Genomic DNA, 15601 nt, shown 5'->3' with positions numbered 1-15601 from the left:
CCCGCACCGGCGCTTCGTACCACTCCCCCCGGCCCCTCCCGCCCCGGGCTGACAGACTCCCAGGACTGACAGACATGTTCCGTACCGCCCTGCGCAACGTGCTCGCGCACAAGGCCAGGCTGCTGATGACGATCCTCGCCGTGATGCTCGGCGTGGCCTTCGTCTCCGGCACCCTCGTCTTCACCGACACCCTCGGCAACGCCTTCCGCAACCAGTCGGCCAAGAGCTACGACGACACCGCCGTCGCCGTCACCACCCACGCCGACCGGCGCGACGGGACGACCGCCGCCGTCGACGAGGCCACCCTGAAGAAGATCCGGGCCCTGGAGGGCGTCGCGTCCGCCACCGGCCGGGTCGACGGCTTCGCCGGGGTCGCCGACCCCGACGGCAGGCTCATCGGCAACGGCTGGTCCAACACCGGCTCCAACTTCGCACCCGGCGAGGACGGCGAGGACCCCGCGTACGCCTTCACCGACGGCACGGGTCCCACCGGGGCCGGCGGCATCGCCCTCGACGAGGACACCGCGAAGAAGGGCGAGTACGAGGTCGGCGACACCGTGCGCGTCGCCACCAACGGGCCGGTGAAGGAGTACACCCTGTCCGGGGTCTTCACCACCGAGGACGGCGCGGTCAACGCCGGCGGCAGCCTGGTCCTCTTCGACACCGCCGTCGCGCAGAAGCTGTTCCTGCGTCCCGGTGAGTTCAAGGACGTCTCCGTCACCGCCGCGCCCGGCGCCTCCGACCGGCAGCTGCTGGCCGCCGTGAAGCCGCTGCTGCCGAAGGGCGCCGAGGCCAAGACCGGCGAGGTCCGCGCGGCCGAGCAGGCGGAGGAGATCGAGAACGGTCTCAGCGACCTCAACAAGCTGCTTCTCGCCTTCGCGGGGGTCGCCCTCTTCGTGGGCGTCTTCCTGATCGCCAACACCTTCACCATGCTGGTCGCCCAGCGCACCAAGGAACTCGCCCTGCTGCGCGCCGTCGGCGCCTCCCGCCGCCAGGTCAAGCGCTCGGTGCTCCTGGAGGCGGCCGTGGTCGGTGTCATCGCCTCCGTCGTCGGCTTCGCGGTGGGTCTCGGCCTCGCGGCCGGGCTGCGCTCCGCGATGAGCCTGATCGGTGGAAAGATCCCGGCCGGACCGCTGGTGATCGCCCCGCTCACGGTCGTCGCCGCGTTCGCGGTCGGCGTCCTGATCACCGTCCTGGCCGCCTGGCTGCCCGCCCGCCGGGCCGCGAAGATCCCGCCCGTCGCCGCGATGAACAGCGCGCACGCGGTGGCCACGGTCCGGTCCCTCGTCCTGCGCAACACCCTCGGCGGGATCGTCACGCTGCTCGGTGCGGCGGCGATCGTCGGCGGCGCGGCGCAGGCCGGGTCGGACGGACAGCTGCTCGTCGCGGGCGGCACGTTCCTGGCGCTGATCGGTGTCATCGTCCTCATCCCGCTGCTGTCCCGCCCGGTGATCGCCCTCGTGCGCCCGCTGCTGCGGCGGCTGTTCGGGGTCGCCGGCAAGCTCGCCGCGCAGAACGCGGTCCGCAACCCCCGGCGTACCGGTGCCACCGCCTCCGCACTGGCGATCGGCCTCACCCTCGTCACCGGCATCTCGGTGCTCGGCGTCACCCTCGGCCAGGCGGTCGACAAGGTGACGACGGACAACATCAAGGCCGACTACATGGTCTCGATGGCCGGCGGTGACGCGCTCGACGAGGCCGCGCTGACCGCCCTGGAGAAGGCCGAGGGCGTCACCGCCGTCTCGCCCCAGCAGGCCGTCTGGCTGACGATCGACGGGCAGGGCGTCTCGGCGTCCGGCGTCACCCCGGGCGACGTGCAGCAGGTGCTCACCGTCGACACCGTCACCGGCTCCCTGGACACCCTGGAGAAGGGCGGGATCGCCGTCGCGGAGAAGACCGCGAAGTCGCACGGCTGGAAGCCCGGGGACACCGTCGCGGTCACGTACCACGACAAGAAGAAGGAGACGCTGAGGATCGGCGCGCTCTACGAGGACAACGAGTTCCTCTCGCCGGTCCTCGTGCCCCGCGCGACCGTCGCCCCGCACGAGGGCGAGGGCGACATCCGCGAGATCTGGGTGAAGACGGAGGGCGGTGCGAGCGCGGCCGACGAGCAGGCCCTGGTGGACGCGCTGGGCGACAACCCGGGCATGAGCGTCATGGACCGTCAGGACATCCGGGACATGTTCGGCGGCGGCGTCAACCTCGCGATGAACGTCATGTACGGGCTGCTCGGCATGGCGCTGATCATCGCGGTGCTCGGCGTCGTCAACACCCTGGCCATGTCGGTGTTCGAGCGCCAGCAGGAGATCGGCATGCTGCGGGCGATCGGCCTGGACCGGCGCCGGATCAAGCGGATGATCCGGCTGGAGGCGGTGGTGATCTCGCTGTTCGGCGCGGTGGTCGGCATCGGGCTCGGACTGTTCCTCGGCTGGGCGATCGGGCAGACCGTCGCCGAGAGCATCCCGCAGTACGTGCTGGTCATCCCGTGGGGCCGGATCGCCGTCTTCCTCCTGCTGGCCGGCGCGGTGGGGGTGCTGGCCGCCCTGTGGCCCGCCCGCAGCGCTGCCAAACTCAACATGCTGACGGCCATCAAGACCGAGTGACCGGAGCGGTACGAGGGAAGGGGCCGGTGTCCGCGGAGACCGGCCCCTTCCGTGCTTCACGGCGCTCAGGCGGTCGCGTCGGCCTTCCAGGCGCGGGCGCGCAGCGGCATGCGCGAGGAGCCGTCCTCCTCGGGGCGCACCGCCAGGATCTGGTTGACGCCGATCCTGTTGCGCTCGAAGGAGAGCGCGGAGGCGGCCATGTAGAGCCGCCAGACCCTCGCCCGGCCGGGCGAGACCATCTTCACGGCGCTCCCCCAGCCCTCTTCCAGGTTGGCGACCCACTGGCGCAGGGTCAGCGCGTAGTGCTCGCGCAGCGCCTCGACGTCCCGGGCCTCGAAGCCGGCCTCCTCCAGGAGGGCGAGGGTCCGGCCGACCGGGGCCAGTTCCCCGTCCGGGAAGACGTAGGCGTCGATGAACGCGTCGATCTCGTAGGCGGACTCGTCCTTCTCCGGGCGGCGGCCGATCTGGTGGTTGAGGAGGCGCCCGCCGGGCTTGAGGAGGGCGTAGAGGGCGTCGGCGTACTCGCGGTAGCGGACGGAGCCGACGTGCTCCGCCATGCCGATGGACGAGATGGCGTCGTACGGCCCGTCCCTGACGTCCCGGTAGTCCTGCACCCGGATCTCGATGCGGTCGGTGAGCCCCTCGTCGGCGATGCGCTTCCTGGCGTAGCCGGCCTGTTCGGCGGAGAGGGTCACGCCGGTGACGCGGGCGTTGTACGCGCGGGCGGCGTGGATGGCCATGGAGCCCCAGCCGCAGCCGACGTCCAGCAGGCGGTCGCCCTCCTTGAGCGCGAGCTTGCGGCAGACCAGGTCGAGCTTGTCGCGCTGGGCGCTCTCCAGGGTTCCGGCATCCTCCCAGTAGGCGCAGGAGTAGACCATGGACGGTCCCAGAACCAGTTCGTAGAAGTCGTTGCCCACGTCGTAGTGGTGGCTGATGGCCTCCTTGTCGCGGTGCCTGGTGTGCAGGGGGCCGCTGCGGCGCCGTACCTCCTCGGGCGGCGGCGGGGGCGGCAGCCACGGCCCGGACAGCTTCAGCAGATCCTTCACGGCGGCCCGCACCGCCGGTTCACGCAGGGCCTGGAGGCCGCCGCGCACATCGGCGCCGCGCTCCCAGACGAGCCCGGCCATCAGGTCCAGGGCCTCGTACAGGTCGCCCTCGATGTCGAGTTCGCCGGCCACCCAGGCGCGGGCCAGGCCCAGTTCGCCCGGTTTCCACAGCAGCCGGCGCAGGGCGCGGCGGTTCCTGATGACGAGGACGGGGGCTCCGGGCGGTCCGGATTCGCTGCCGTCCCAGGCCCGGACGCGGACCGGTAGGGGTTCTCCCAGCAACTCCTGGGCGAGAGTGGTCAGCCGCGATGCGGCGTCTGCCATGGCGCACACCTCCGTGACGGTGTTTCCCGACGTGCCCGGAGATGCCCACACATACCCCGGGCCACGCCCCGGCACCCCGGGCGCCGTGGCGTGGTACATCCCCACAACAGTTTCCGGCGGCCGGGCCATCCCGCTACCGGGCAAGGGAACGGCAAAATACGTGCACAGCACATACATCCGTCGGGGGTCCGGCCCGCGCCCCCCGGGGCTCCGCGCCGTCCCGTCGTCCCCGGATACGCCGAAGGGACCGCCCGCACCACGGATGGCGGACGGCCCCTTCGGGCGTCGTACTGCTGCTCCGGCGGGAGCGGGAGGGCTAGGAGGCCTTGGCCTTCTCGCCCACCGGCTTGGCGGCGGCCGGGGCGGGGGCCGGCTTGGCGGCCTCGTAGAACTCCTCGCGCGGCGTCTCCATGGCGCCGAGCGAGACGACCTCCCGCTTGAGGAACATCGCCAGGGTCCAGTCCGCGAAGATCCGGATCTTGCGGTTCCAGGTCGGCATCGCCATGCCGTGGTAGCCACGGTGCATGTACCAGGCGAGGCGGCCCTTGAGCTTGATCTTCATCTTGCCCATGACGATCATCGCCACGCCCTTGTGCAGGCCCAGACCGGCGACCGCGCCCTTGTTGGCGTGGCTGTAGTCGGACTGCGGGAAGCCGCGCATCCCGGAGATGACGTTGTCACCGAGGACCTTGGCCTGGCGCAGCGCGTGCTGGGCGTTCGGCGGGCACCAGGCGTTGGGGTTGCCGGCCTTGCGGCCGACCATGTCCGGGACCTGGGCGTTGTCGCCCGCGGCCCAGATGTAGTCGGTGCCCTGCACCTGGAGCTTCTCGGAGGTGTCCACGTGACCGCGGGGGCCGAGCGGCAGGCCGAAGCGGGCCAGTGCCGGGTTCGGCTTCACGCCGGCCGTCCACACGATGGTGTTGGAGTCGACCTCGAGGCCGTTCTTCAGCACCACGTGGCCGTCGACGCAGGAGTCCATGGAGGTCGAGAGGAAGACCTCGACACCGCGGGACTCCAGGTGCTCGCGGCCCCAGGTCCCGAGCTTCGGGCCGACCTCGGGAAGGATCTTGTCGGCGGCGTCGACGAGGATGAAGCGCATGTCCTCGCGCTTCACGTTCGTGTAGTACTTCGCCGCGTCGCGGGCCATGTCCTCGACCTCGCCGATGGTCTCCGCACCGGCGAACCCGCCGCCCACGAAGACGAAGGTGAGGGCCCGGCGGCGGACGTCCTCGTCGGTCGTCGAGTCGGCCTTGTCCAGCTGCTCGAGAACGTGGTTGCGCAGGCCGATGGCCTCCTCGATGCCCTTCATGCCGATGCCCTGTTCGGCGAGGCCGGGGATCGGGAAGGTGCGGGAGACCGCGCCGAGCGCGATGACCAGGTAGTCGAAGGGCAGCTCGTAGGCCTCGCCGACGAGCGGCGCGACCGTGGCGACCTTGCGCTCCTGATCGATGGTGGTGACGCGGCCGGTGAGGACCTCGGCCTTGGGCAGGACGCGTCGCAGCGGGACGACGACATGCCGAGGCGAGATGCTGCCGGCAGCAGCTTCGGGGAGGAAGGGCTGGTAGGTCATGTACGACCGGGGGTCGACGACCGTGACGGTCGCCTCGCCGTAGCGCATCTTCTTGAGGATGCGCCGAGCTGCGTACAGGCCTACGTACCCACCGCCTACTACGAGGATCCTGGGACGCTCCGTGGTGCTCATGCCATCGAGTATCCACCCCCCTCCGAGGACATGCTCGTGAGCCCCTTCACAAGGTTGCGGCCCCCGTCTGCTACACTCCGCCGCCCACGTGACCCAGGTCATGGCCGCAGGAGGGAACCACTGCATCCTGGTGAACGTTGTTCACCGGCTGTGAGCTGGCCCTTGAACCCCGGGCCCGGGGGAGGGCCACTTCCGGTCCACACCCCTGTAACACTCCCGGAACCCTTCGGTCCGGCCGCCGAGTGACCCCGCTCACCCTCGGCATGACCCATCCGGGTCAGGAGACCGGCCCGAGGGGGCCAATCTCTTGTGAAGAAGTTCACGAAGTTGGTGGCGAGGCGGCCCGGAAACCGCCCCACCAGGCACGTCCCACCCACTCAACAGTGCGGGCGGAGCGACGCATGAGCGCCCCGGCCCGTCGGGACTCCACCGGCTCCGGGTCGGAAGCCGCCGGGTCGCCTACCAGATCAATGACGGTGAACTCGTCATCCTCGTGATCGAGGTGGGCGACCGGCGGGACGTCTGACGCAGCCTGTGGGCGATCGGATCAGGGACCGGGCGATGCCGTCGAGGACCGCTCCCGAAGGGTCACTCCGCGGAGGCGCAGCTCCAGGCGATTCCGTCCAGAATGTCGTGTTCACTCACCACGACCTCGCGCGCCCCGGCCCGCTCCATCACGGCCTGGAGGATCAGCACCCCGGCCGCGATCACATCGACCCGGCCCGGATGCATGGCGCCGATCGCCGCGCGCTCCGCGTGGGTCGAGGCCAGCAGCCGCGCGGCGATCTCCCGCACCTGCTCCAGAGTGACCCGGGAGTGGTGGATCGCCTCGGAGTCGTACTCCTCCAGGCCCAGCGCGATGGCGGCCACGGTGGTGACCGTCCCGGCGAGACCGACGAGCGTGGCCGCCGAGGCGAGCGGAACGCTCTCCTCCGCGAGGTCCAGCGCGGCCGCGACGTCCGCCCGTATCGCGTCGGCCTGCGCGGCCGCGGGCGGGTCGCTGACGACGCCGTCGCGCACGAGGTGACGCTCGGTCATCCGGACGCAGCCGATGTCCACGGACCGGGCGGCCCGTACCCGGTCGTCGCCCACCACGAACTCGGTGGAGCCGCCGCCGATGTCCACGACCAGGTACGGCTTGGCCAGGTCATCGCGCCCGGTCAGCTCCTTGGTCGCCCCGTCGAACGAGAACGCGGCCTCCTGGTCGCCACTGATCACCTCGGGCTCGACGCCCAGGATGTCCAGCACCCCGCGCACGAAGTCGTCCCGGTTCTCCGCGTCCCGGGAGGCGGAGGTGGCGACGAAGCGGACCTTCTCGGCGCCGAGCTCCTTGATCACCGCCGCGTAACTCCGGCAGGCGGCGAACGTACGCTCCAGCGCCTCGGGGGCGAGCCGGCCGGTCCGGTCGACCCCCTGCCCCAGCCGGACGATCTCCATCCGACGGGCGAGCTCGACGAACTCCCCCGTGGCCGGATCGGCGTCCGCGACCAGCAGACGGATCGAGTTGGTACCGCAGTCGATGGCGGCCACGCGCGTCATGTCGCCGCCCTCAGCCCTCGTCCGTACCCTGCTCGCCGCACGGCGACACACACGGCCCCTTGCGCCACCACTCCGGGAGCATCGCGATCGCCTCGTCCCCCAGCGGGTTCACGCCGGGCCCAGCCGCCAGCGAGTGCCCGACGAGCACGTGCAGGCACTTCACCCGGTCCGGCATGCCGCCGGCGCTCGGGAAGCCCTCCAGGACCTCGATGGCGTCGCGGCGCGCGATGTAGTCCTCGTGCGCCGCCCGGTAGGCCGCCGCGAGCTCCGGGTCCTTGCCCAGGCGCTCGGTCATCTCCTTCATGACCCCGTTCGCCTCCAGCGTGCCGATCGCGGACGCGGCGCGCGGGCACGTCAGGTAGTACGTCGTCGGGAACGGCGTGCCGTCCTCCAGCCGGGGCTGCGTCTCGACCACGTCCGGGTTGCCGCACGGACAGCGGTGCGCGATAGCGCGCAGCCCGCGCGGCGGGCGGCCCAGCTGCTGCTGGAACGCGGCGATGTCCGCCTCGGTGGGGACGGTGGACTCGGTCTGGGGAGGGGGCGTTTCCATGCCTGCCTAGGGTTCTGATCGGACTGCTCGAACCGCGGGTTCTGCAGAGGTACGGGGGTGGGGGCGGCCGTCAGCCGCGGTCGGCGCCGTCGACGCCGTCCCACAGGTTGGAGTGCCACGGCCGGTCCGTGCCGGACGGCTTCCCGTTGCGCTCCTCGGCCGCGTCGGGGTCGACCACGGTGTAGGAGGTCTCCCCGGGAAGAAGGTAGTGCAGGTGCTCGCGGGCCAGCCGCTTGATGTACGCGTCGTCCTGGAGCCGGGCCTTCTCGTCCCGCAGCTCCTCGGTGCGCTTCTCGGCCTCCCGCGCCAGCCGCTGCTGGTCGGCGATCTCGTCGCGCTGCGACACGTACTGCCGCATCGGGTAGGCGAGGGCGACGACCAGCGAGCAGACGACCAGGGCCAGGAAGGCGGCGCGGCCGGTGAGGCGGGAGCGGCGGGCCTGCCGCCGGTTCTGGGACCGGTAGACGCGGGCGGCGGTCTGCTCGCCGAGCAGCCGCAGCCGGGTCGCGGTGGAGAACCGGTCCCGGTCCTTCGCGGCCATGTTCCCGCCTCCCCATTACGCACGTCCGTCCCCGCACACGGTACGGGACCGAGCGCGGGGACGGACGGAGGCGGGGGCCGAGGGGCGTCCCGCCCCCCGCCGGGCTGTCAGCCCTTGAAGCGCGGGAACGCCGAGCGGCCCGCGTACACCGCGGCGTCGTCGAGGATCTCCTCGATGCGCAGCAGCTGGTTGTACTTGGCGACGCGGTCCGAACGGGCCGGGGCACCGGTCTTGATCTGGCCGCAGTTCACGGCGACCGCGAGGTCGGCGATGGTGACGTCCTCGGTCTCGCCGGAGCGGTGGGACATCATGCACTTGAAGCCGTTGCGCTGGGCCAGCTCCACGGCGTCCAGGGTCTCGGTCAGCGAACCGATCTGGTTGACCTTCACGAGCAGGGCGTTGGCGGAGCCCTCCTCGATGCCGCGGGCCAGGCGCTCCGGGTTGGTGACGAAGAGGTCGTCGCCGACGATCTGGACCTTGGCGCCCAGCTTGTCGGTGATGACCTTCCAGCCCGCCCAGTCGTCCTCGTACAGCGGGTCCTCGATGGAGACCAGCGGGTACGCGGAGACCAGCTCCTCGTAGTACTCGGTCATCTCGGCGGCCGAGCGGGACTTGCCCTCGAACTCGTAGGAGCCGTCCTTGTAGAACTCGGACGCGGCGACGTCGAGCGCGAGCGCGATGTCCTTGCCCGGGGCGTAGCCGGCCTCCTTGATGGCCTCGATGATGAGGTCGAGGGCGGCGCGGTTGGACTCCAGGTTCGGCGCGAAGCCGCCCTCGTCACCGAGGCCGGTGGACAGGCCCTTGGTCTTCAGGACCTTCTTCAGCGTGTGGTAGACCTCGGCGCCCCAGCGCAGGGCCTCGGAGAAGGACTCGGCGCCGATGGGCGCGATCATGAACTCCTGGATGTCCACGTTGGAGTCGGCGTGCGACCCGCCGTTGAGGATGTTCATCATCGGGACGGGCAGCAGGTGCGCGTTCGGGCCGCCGAGGTAGCGGAACAGCGGGAGGTCGCTGGCCTCGGAGGCGGCGTGCGCGACGGCGAGGGAGACGCCGAGGATGGCGTTGGCGCCGAGCGAGCCCTTGTTCTCCGTGGCGTCCAGGTCGAACATCGCCTGGTCGATGAGGCGCTGCTCGGTGGCGTCGTAGCCGACGAGCTCCGGGCCGATCTGCTCGATCACGGCGAGGACGGCCTTCTCGACGCCCTTGCCCTGGTAGCGGTTGGGGTCACCGTCGCGAAGCTCAATGGCCTCGAACGCGCCGGTGGAGGCGCCGGACGGAACAGCAGCACGACCGGTGCTGCCGTCGTCGAGGCCGACCTCGACCTCGACCGTGGGGTTGCCCCGGGAGTCGAGGATTTCCCGGGCTACGACGACGTCGATGGACGGCACGAGGCATCTCCTTCTGGGATATGACGCTGGTTGTGCAGGGTCACTTTGGCCTTGCGACAAGAGCCTAACCGGCCCGGCCGTCTGCGTCGGCCGACCGCCCGCCCCCTGGGACGAAAAAGGACCCAAGAGCGGGCATACCGGTGCGAACTGCCAGATATTTACTGACCAGTAACTACAACAGTTGAACGATCGGGACCGGTCGGCGGCCGAACGGAAGCAGCCGGGAAGCGGTCACCACCGAACGCGGCGTGCCCCGGCCCGGCAACGCACGGGGGGAGGGTGCGCGCCGGGCCGGGGCGGCCTGAGCGATCAGCGAGGAGGGATCGCGGCTACTTCGTCAGGTGGAGCTGCTGACCCGGGTAGATCAGGTCGGCGTCCTCGACGATGTCCTTGTTCAGCTTGAACAGCTGCTCCCAGCCGCCCTTGACGTCGTGCTCGGCGGCGATCCCGCTCAGCGAGTCACCGGCGACGACCTTGTACTCGCCGTCACCCTTGGCGACCTTCTCGCCGGTCGGGGTGGTGACCGTCTTCTTCGGGGCGTCCGAGCGGTCCGAACGGTTGGTGGCGGGGGCCTCGGTGCGCTCGGCCTGCTTCGGGGCGGCCTCCTGCTTCGGAGCGGCCTCCTGCTTCGGAGCGGCCTCCTGCTTCGCGGCACCGGAGCCGGTGTCGACGCCCGGGTCGACACCGTCGTTGGTCAGGTTGCCGGCGCCTGCGCAGCCCCAGGCGCCCGGACCCTGCATGTCGAGGAGCTTCTCGGCGGTGGCGATCTGCTGGGCCTTGGTGGCCAGGTCCGCGCGGGGCGCGTACTGCGTACCGCCGGCGGCGGCCCAGCTGGACTGGGAGAACTGCAGGCCGCCGTAGTAGCCGTTGCCGGTGTTGATGGACCAGTTGCCACCGGATTCGCACTGGGCGACGGCGTCCCACGTGGCGACGGAGGCGGCGGAGGCGCCGGTCGCGCCCATCAGCGGCACGGCGACGGCGGCACCGGCGACACCGGCGAGCGTGGCGATACGGACGACCCTGGACGGGCGGCGGTGCTTGTTGCCCTTGCTGTTGAGCAGCATCGAGACTTCTCCTCACCGACGCCTGCGAGGTGAGCTGTCGGGTTCGGGCCAAGTGAGTTGCCCGGCCGCGCTCCTGGCGCGGCTTCACCCCTAGCCGGTCCTGATGCGTCTCCCGACGATCCGGCCCAGCGCCTACCTGGGTCCCCCGCTCCTGCCTACGGCGCTTTCGCGTCTGTTCCCTCCGACCGACGGCAGGATTCGGCGTGACGGTCGACGGGGCCCGCGGTGCGAGCGGCTCCGACGGTAATCACACCCAACCCTCATATTCAAAGATGGACATACCGGATAATCATGCCGCACGAGCATCCGATGAACCCTCATTTGTGCAGGTCGGAACGGATGCGGCAGGACCTCCCGGACAAGAAGCGACAGTTCACGCGAAGAGACCCATGTCTCACTCGATCAGAAGTGGGACATGGGCCTCATAAACCCCCAAACCTCAGGGGCTCTCAGCTACTCGTCGGGCCGCTCTCAGCGGGCGTCCTGGCCGGGCTGGGGGTTCTGGCCGTCCAGGTCGGGGCCGGGCTCGGGGTTCTGGCCGTCCAGGCCGAGGTCGAGGTCCTGACCGGGCAGGATGAGGTCCGGGTCGGACCCCACCTCGGCCTTGTTCGCCTCGTACAGCTCGGGCCAGCCGCCCGGCAGGTCCTGCGCGTCGGCGATCGCCCAGAGGTTGTCGCCCGGCCGGACGGTGTACGTGTCGTCAGCCGGCCGCGCCGCGCCGTCGCGTGCCTCACCGTCACCCCGCGAGGCGTGCCGCCCCATGTCGCGGCCGCCCTCCGCCCCGGTGGTCTCGTCGGCGGCCGGGGCGCCCCGGTGCTTGCCGCCCTTCTCCCGCGCACCGTCCGACGCGCCGGCGGACAGGCCGGACGAACCGGAGGGGTCGGCGGCCGGAGCGGTGGAGGCGCCTGCGGAGGACCCGGCGGACGGGGAGGCGGACGCACCGGCCCCGGCGCCCTTGCCCGCGGACTTCTCCGCGCTCCCGCCCGCGTGCTCGCCCTTGCTCTCGGCGGCACCCTTGGCGGCGGCCGTCCCGCCGGCCGCCTCGTCCGAGGAGGTGGCGGACGAGCCCGACGAGGCGTCGTCCACCGGATCGGCGCCGAGCCCGGCGTCCAGGCCCGCTTCCGCGCTCCGGGGGGGCGCGTCGGAGTCCTCGCCGCCCGGGTCGACGTCCGCCGCGCCCGTGCTCTTGCCGAGCCCGGAGATCACCGCGCAGCTGGGCCACGCATTCGGGCCCTTGTCCGCCAGGACCTTCTCGGCCACCGCGATCTGCTGCGAGCGGCTGGCGAGGTCGGCGCGCTCGGCGTACGCCTCACCGCCGTACGCCTTCCACAGCTTCGGCGAGAACTGGAGGCCGCCGTAGGAGCCGTTGCCCAGGTCGGCGCTCCATGTCCCGCCGCTCTCGCACTCGGCCACCCGGTCCCAGGTCGAGGCGTCCGCCGCGTGTGCGCCCGCCGCGCCGAGCAGCGGGATGGCGATGGCCGAGCCGGTCACGCCTGCGGCGACGACGATGGCGGGTGCCTGGCGAGGGCGACGGTGTCTGCCGTTCGCGGAGCCCATGGGAGATGCCTTCCGTGTGACTGACAAGCGACTGGTGGGTCGAACGGTGAACCTAGCGGGACTCGAACGAGAGTCACAAGTCGATGCAGCGCAGATCACGCGAAAGTCACAGAGTTGACTGGGCGTCACTTCGCCGGTGCGCGCCCCCTGCGTGAACCGCGCCGGCGGCGTCCGTGATCCCCGCCTGACGAGCCCGCCGCCCGGCCGTGCAAACGATCGCCGGCCCCGTGTCCCGGACGGCCGCGTGGAGGCGATGCGCCGCCGGCGACGGAGCCGGAGCCGGAGGCGCCGGATACCGTCGTCATGTGAACCGCACCCCGCCGCCCGAACTCTTCACCTGGGAGTTCGCCACCGACCCGTACCCCGCATACGCCTGGCTGCGAGAGCACAGCCCCGTACACAGGACGACCTTGCCCAGCGGCGTGGAGGCCTGGCTCGTCACCCGGTACGCGGACGCACGGCAGGCCCTGGCCGACAGCCGCCTCTCGAAGAACCCGGCGCACCACGCGGACGACGCGCAGGGCAAGAGCAAGACCGGTATCCCCGGCGAGCGCAGCGCCAACCTCATGACGCACCTGCTGAACATCGATCCGCCCGACCACACGCGGCTGCGCCGGCTGGTGTCCAAGGCGTTCACGCCCCGGACGATCGCCGCCTTCGCCCCCCGTGTGCAGGAGTTGGCGGATCGGCTCATCGACGAGTTCGCGGAGAAGGGCGAAGCCGACCTGATCCACGACTTCGCCTTCCCTCTTCCCATCTACGCCATCTGCGATCTGCTCGGCGTGCCGCCGGAGGACCAGGACGACTTCCGGGACTGGGCGGGCATGATGATCCGGCACGGCGGCGGGCCGCGCGGCGGGGTCGCCCGGTCGGTGAAGAAAATCCGCGCCTACCTCGCGGAGCTGATCCACCGAAAGCGGCAGGATCCCGGGGACGACCTGATCTCCGGACTGATCCGGGCCAGCGACCACGGCGAACACCTCACCGAGAACGAGGCCGCCGCGATGTGTTTCGTGATCCTCTTCGCGGGTTTCGAGACGACCATCAACCTGATCGGCAACAGCGCGCACGCCTTCTTCCGCGACCCCGTCCAACGCGCCGTCTTCCAGAACGCGGTCCAGCAGGGCGACAGCCGCCTCCTGGACACCGCCATCGAGGAACTGCTGCGGTTCGACGGCCCGGTGGAGCTCGCCACCTGGCGCTACGCCACGGAGGCACTCGACATCGGGGGAACGCGCATCAGGGAGGGCGACCCCGTACTCGTGGTTCTCGCCGCGGCCGACCGTGACCCGGCCCGTTTCGCCGAGCCGGACACACTCGACCTGTCCCGTCGGGACAACCAGCACCTCGGGTACGGACACGGCATCCACTACTGCCTGGGCGCCCCTCTCGCGCGGCTCGAGGGCCGCACCGCGCTGGAGACCTTGTTCCGCCGCCTGCCCGACGTGCGGCTCGCCGTGGAGCCCGGTGACCTCCGGTGGAGGGGCGGTCTCATCATGCGCGGCCTCCGCACGCTACCGGTGGAGTTCACGGCGGTGCGCGGTACTCCGGTATGACGGAGGGCCCGCCCGGCCGCCGTTCGCTCCCCGCCGCTATCCGGTGCCCTCCGCCGTCCTGATCGCGTCCCGGTACGCGCGCCCCGCGGCGCGCAGGGCGGCCTCCGGGTCGACGCCGTCCTCCTGGGCGCGTACGGCGAGGGCGAGGAGGCGGTAGCCGATGTCGTCGCCCTCGGGGAGGGGGACGTCGAGTCCGGCGGTACGGGCCCGGCTCGCGAGCTTCGCGGCGAGCGCCAGGCCGGGCTGGCCGAGCGGTACTCCGTCGGTGACCGATTCACGCTGCTTCTCGATCGCCTTGGTGCGCAGCCAGTGGGCGCGGACGTCCTCCGGGGTCTCCGCGGCCTCGTCGCCGAAGACGTGCGGGTGGCGGTGGACCAGCTTCTCGATCAGCGTGCCGGCGACGTCGTCCACGGAGAACGGCTCCTGCTCGTCCTCCTCGGCGATGCGCGCGTGGAAGACGACCTGGAGCAGCACGTCGCCCAGCTCCTCGCGCAGTTCCTCGCGGTCGCCGTCCTCGATCGCCTCGACCAGCTCGTACGCCTCCTCGATGGCGTACTTGGCGAGGCCCTTGTGGGTCTTCTGCGAGGTCCAGGGGCACTCGGCGCGGATGCGGTCCATGACCTGGACCAGATCGAGGAGCCGCGCGCCGGGCAGGTCGTACGAGCCGGGCAGCAGCTCCAGGTCCGGCATCCGCACCCGCCCCGAACCGGCCAGCCGGGCCAGGCCGTCGGTGAGCGGCTGGTTGCCCTCGCCGCCGGTGAGCACGACCACGGTCCGGCCGCCCGCGCAGGCGTCGACGAGCTGCTGGGCGTCGGGCACGCCGGGGGTGACGGTGACACCGGCCTCGCGCAGATACGGCAGCTGCGGCTGCTCCGGCTCGCCGCAGCGCACCTCGTCGGCGGCGTGCAGCGCCTGCCAGGCGGGCCAGGACAACAGTCCGGGCGCGACCCGGTGGCTGGCGGTGAGCAGGACGATGCGGCCGGGGTCTTCAGCGTTCACAGCGCCGAATCTACCCGGCCGCACGCGGCGGCTCTCAGGCCCCGGCCTCCGCGGCCGCCTGGGCGGGCTCGGTGACCTGGGAGATCCAGGGGGCCTTGTAGTCGGTGAGCTGGATCTGCTGGTTGTCCCAGGTGCCGTAGCGCGGGTTGACGTCGACGTTCAGCGCCTTGGACGCCTTGGTCAGGGCGTCGCCGATGGCCTTGGTGCCCTCGGGGGTGGACGGGTCGGCGCCGAGGGCCTGGCCGAGCTTGGTGATCTGGATCTGCTCGCGCAGGAAGGCGTCGATCTGGTCCGGGGCGAGCCAGCGCTCCTGGAGGACGGCGGCCCGCAGCCCCTTCTCGCCCTGGTACTGGGCGACGGCCGACTTGCGCATCTCCTGGATCTCCGCGCGGGTCACCGTGACGCCCGCGTCCGCCGCCGCCCGGTCGAGGACCCGGTCCAGGATCAGGCCGTGCAGCTTGGCGCGGGCGAGTTGGCCGGACTGGTCGGTGAGCTGGGCGGACTGCTCGGAGGAGCTCTGCGCCTCGCGCACGTCCGCCACCTGGGCCTGCACGGTGGACACCGTGATCCGGTCGCCGCCGACGACGGCCGCGGCGCCGGGGTGGGCCTGGCTGCCGCAGGCGGTGAGGAGCGGCGCTGCGGCGAGCAGCGCTGCGGAGACGGTGAGCGCGGTGCGACGGCGGCGGTGCAAAGGAGCCTCCCGAGGAGATTGTGCGGCGGTGCACAAGGCCT

Annotated in this window: 12 protein-coding genes, 1 pseudogene and 1 riboswitch; of the genes and pseudogenes, 3 read left to right on the top strand and 10 right to left on the bottom strand. The window is 71.5% G+C overall.

The features are described from left to right. Positions 1-74: 74 nt before the first annotated feature. Positions 75-2603 carry an FtsX-like permease family protein gene (locus ABZ564_RS14960; RefSeq protein ID WP_360855300.1) on the top strand — a complete coding sequence of 843 codons (2529 nt, stop codon included), beginning with the start codon at positions 75-77 and terminating at the stop codon, positions 2601-2603. A 65-nt stretch (positions 2604-2668) separates the two neighbouring features. Here the strand turns inward: ABZ564_RS14960 and ABZ564_RS14955 are convergent, their stop codons facing one another. Further along, a complete protein-coding gene (locus ABZ564_RS14955; protein WP_360855297.1) occupies positions 2669-3973 on the bottom strand; it encodes a cyclopropane-fatty-acyl-phospholipid synthase family protein in 1305 nt (434 codons plus the stop codon). A 316-nt stretch (positions 3974-4289) separates the two neighbouring features. Further along, positions 4290-5675, bottom strand: coding sequence for an NAD(P)/FAD-dependent oxidoreductase (locus tag ABZ564_RS14950; protein WP_360855294.1), 1386 nt, complete (start codon positions 5673-5675; stop codon positions 4290-4292). 412 nt (positions 5676-6087) lie between these two features. Here ABZ564_RS14950 and ABZ564_RS14945 point away from each other — a divergent pair. Continuing rightward, a pseudogene (locus ABZ564_RS14945) lies at positions 6088-6201 on the top strand (type II toxin-antitoxin system RelE/ParE family toxin); the annotation flags it as partial. A gap of 62 nt (positions 6202-6263) precedes the next feature. On the opposite strand, the gene ABZ564_RS14940 reads toward ABZ564_RS14945, so the two are convergent. From ABZ564_RS14940 to ABZ564_RS14915, 6 genes are all read right to left on the bottom strand, one after another. Further along, on the bottom strand, positions 6264-7214 hold the full coding sequence (locus tag ABZ564_RS14940) for a Ppx/GppA phosphatase family protein (protein ID WP_360855291.1): 951 nt from the start codon (positions 7212-7214) through the stop codon (positions 6264-6266). Between the two features lie 10 nt (positions 7215-7224). Beyond that, positions 7225-7764, bottom strand: coding sequence for a DUF501 domain-containing protein (locus ABZ564_RS14935; protein ID WP_360855288.1), 540 nt, complete (start codon positions 7762-7764; stop codon positions 7225-7227). A 70-nt stretch (positions 7765-7834) separates the two neighbouring features. After that, positions 7835-8305, bottom strand: coding sequence for a septum formation initiator family protein (locus ABZ564_RS14930; protein WP_360855285.1), 471 nt, complete (start codon positions 8303-8305; stop codon positions 7835-7837). Between the two features lie 107 nt (positions 8306-8412). After that, positions 8413-9693, bottom strand: coding sequence for a phosphopyruvate hydratase (eno, locus tag ABZ564_RS14925; RefSeq protein ID WP_018104074.1), 1281 nt, complete (start codon positions 9691-9693; stop codon positions 8413-8415). A gap of 329 nt (positions 9694-10022) precedes the next feature. Beyond that, complete coding sequence (locus ABZ564_RS14920; protein WP_360855282.1) at positions 10023-10757, bottom strand: transglycosylase family protein; 735 nt, start codon at positions 10755-10757, stop codon at positions 10023-10025. A gap of 4 nt (positions 10758-10761) precedes the next feature. Next, positions 10762-10930, bottom strand: a riboswitch (cyclic di-AMP (ydaO/yuaA leader). Positions 10931-11228: 298 nt separating this feature from the next. After that, entirely contained in the window at positions 11229-12314 is a 1086-nt protein-coding gene (locus ABZ564_RS14915) for a transglycosylase family protein (protein ID WP_360855279.1), read from the bottom strand. 305 nt (positions 12315-12619) lie between these two features. On the opposite strand from ABZ564_RS14915, the gene ABZ564_RS14910 reads away from it, so the two are divergent. Continuing rightward, positions 12620-13870, top strand: a complete 1251-nt coding sequence (locus ABZ564_RS14910) for a cytochrome P450 (protein ID WP_360855276.1) — start codon at positions 12620-12622, stop codon at positions 13868-13870. Positions 13871-13906: 36 nt separating this feature from the next. Here the strand turns inward: ABZ564_RS14910 and ABZ564_RS14905 are convergent, their stop codons facing one another. Together ABZ564_RS14905 and ABZ564_RS14900 are read right to left on the bottom strand one after the other, a co-directional pair. Beyond that, positions 13907-14869 (bottom strand): nucleoside triphosphate pyrophosphohydrolase, encoded by a 963-nt coding sequence (locus ABZ564_RS14905; RefSeq protein ID WP_360855273.1) that lies wholly within the window; start codon positions 14867-14869, stop codon positions 13907-13909. Between the two features lie 34 nt (positions 14870-14903). Next, the gene (locus tag ABZ564_RS14900) at positions 14904-15560 is read right to left on the bottom strand and encodes a SurA N-terminal domain-containing protein (RefSeq protein ID WP_360855270.1); all 657 of its coding nucleotides are present in this window, start codon (positions 15558-15560) and stop codon (positions 14904-14906) included. Positions 15561-15601 lie beyond the last annotated feature (41 nt).

Source organism: Streptomyces sp. NPDC019224, assembly GCF_040632605.1.
In the GTDB taxonomy this organism is placed as follows: Bacteria; Actinomycetota; Actinomycetes; order Streptomycetales; family Streptomycetaceae; genus Streptomyces.
The sequence above is the reverse complement of the archived record's forward strand: the minus strand, read 5'-3'. Positions and strand labels throughout refer to the sequence as shown.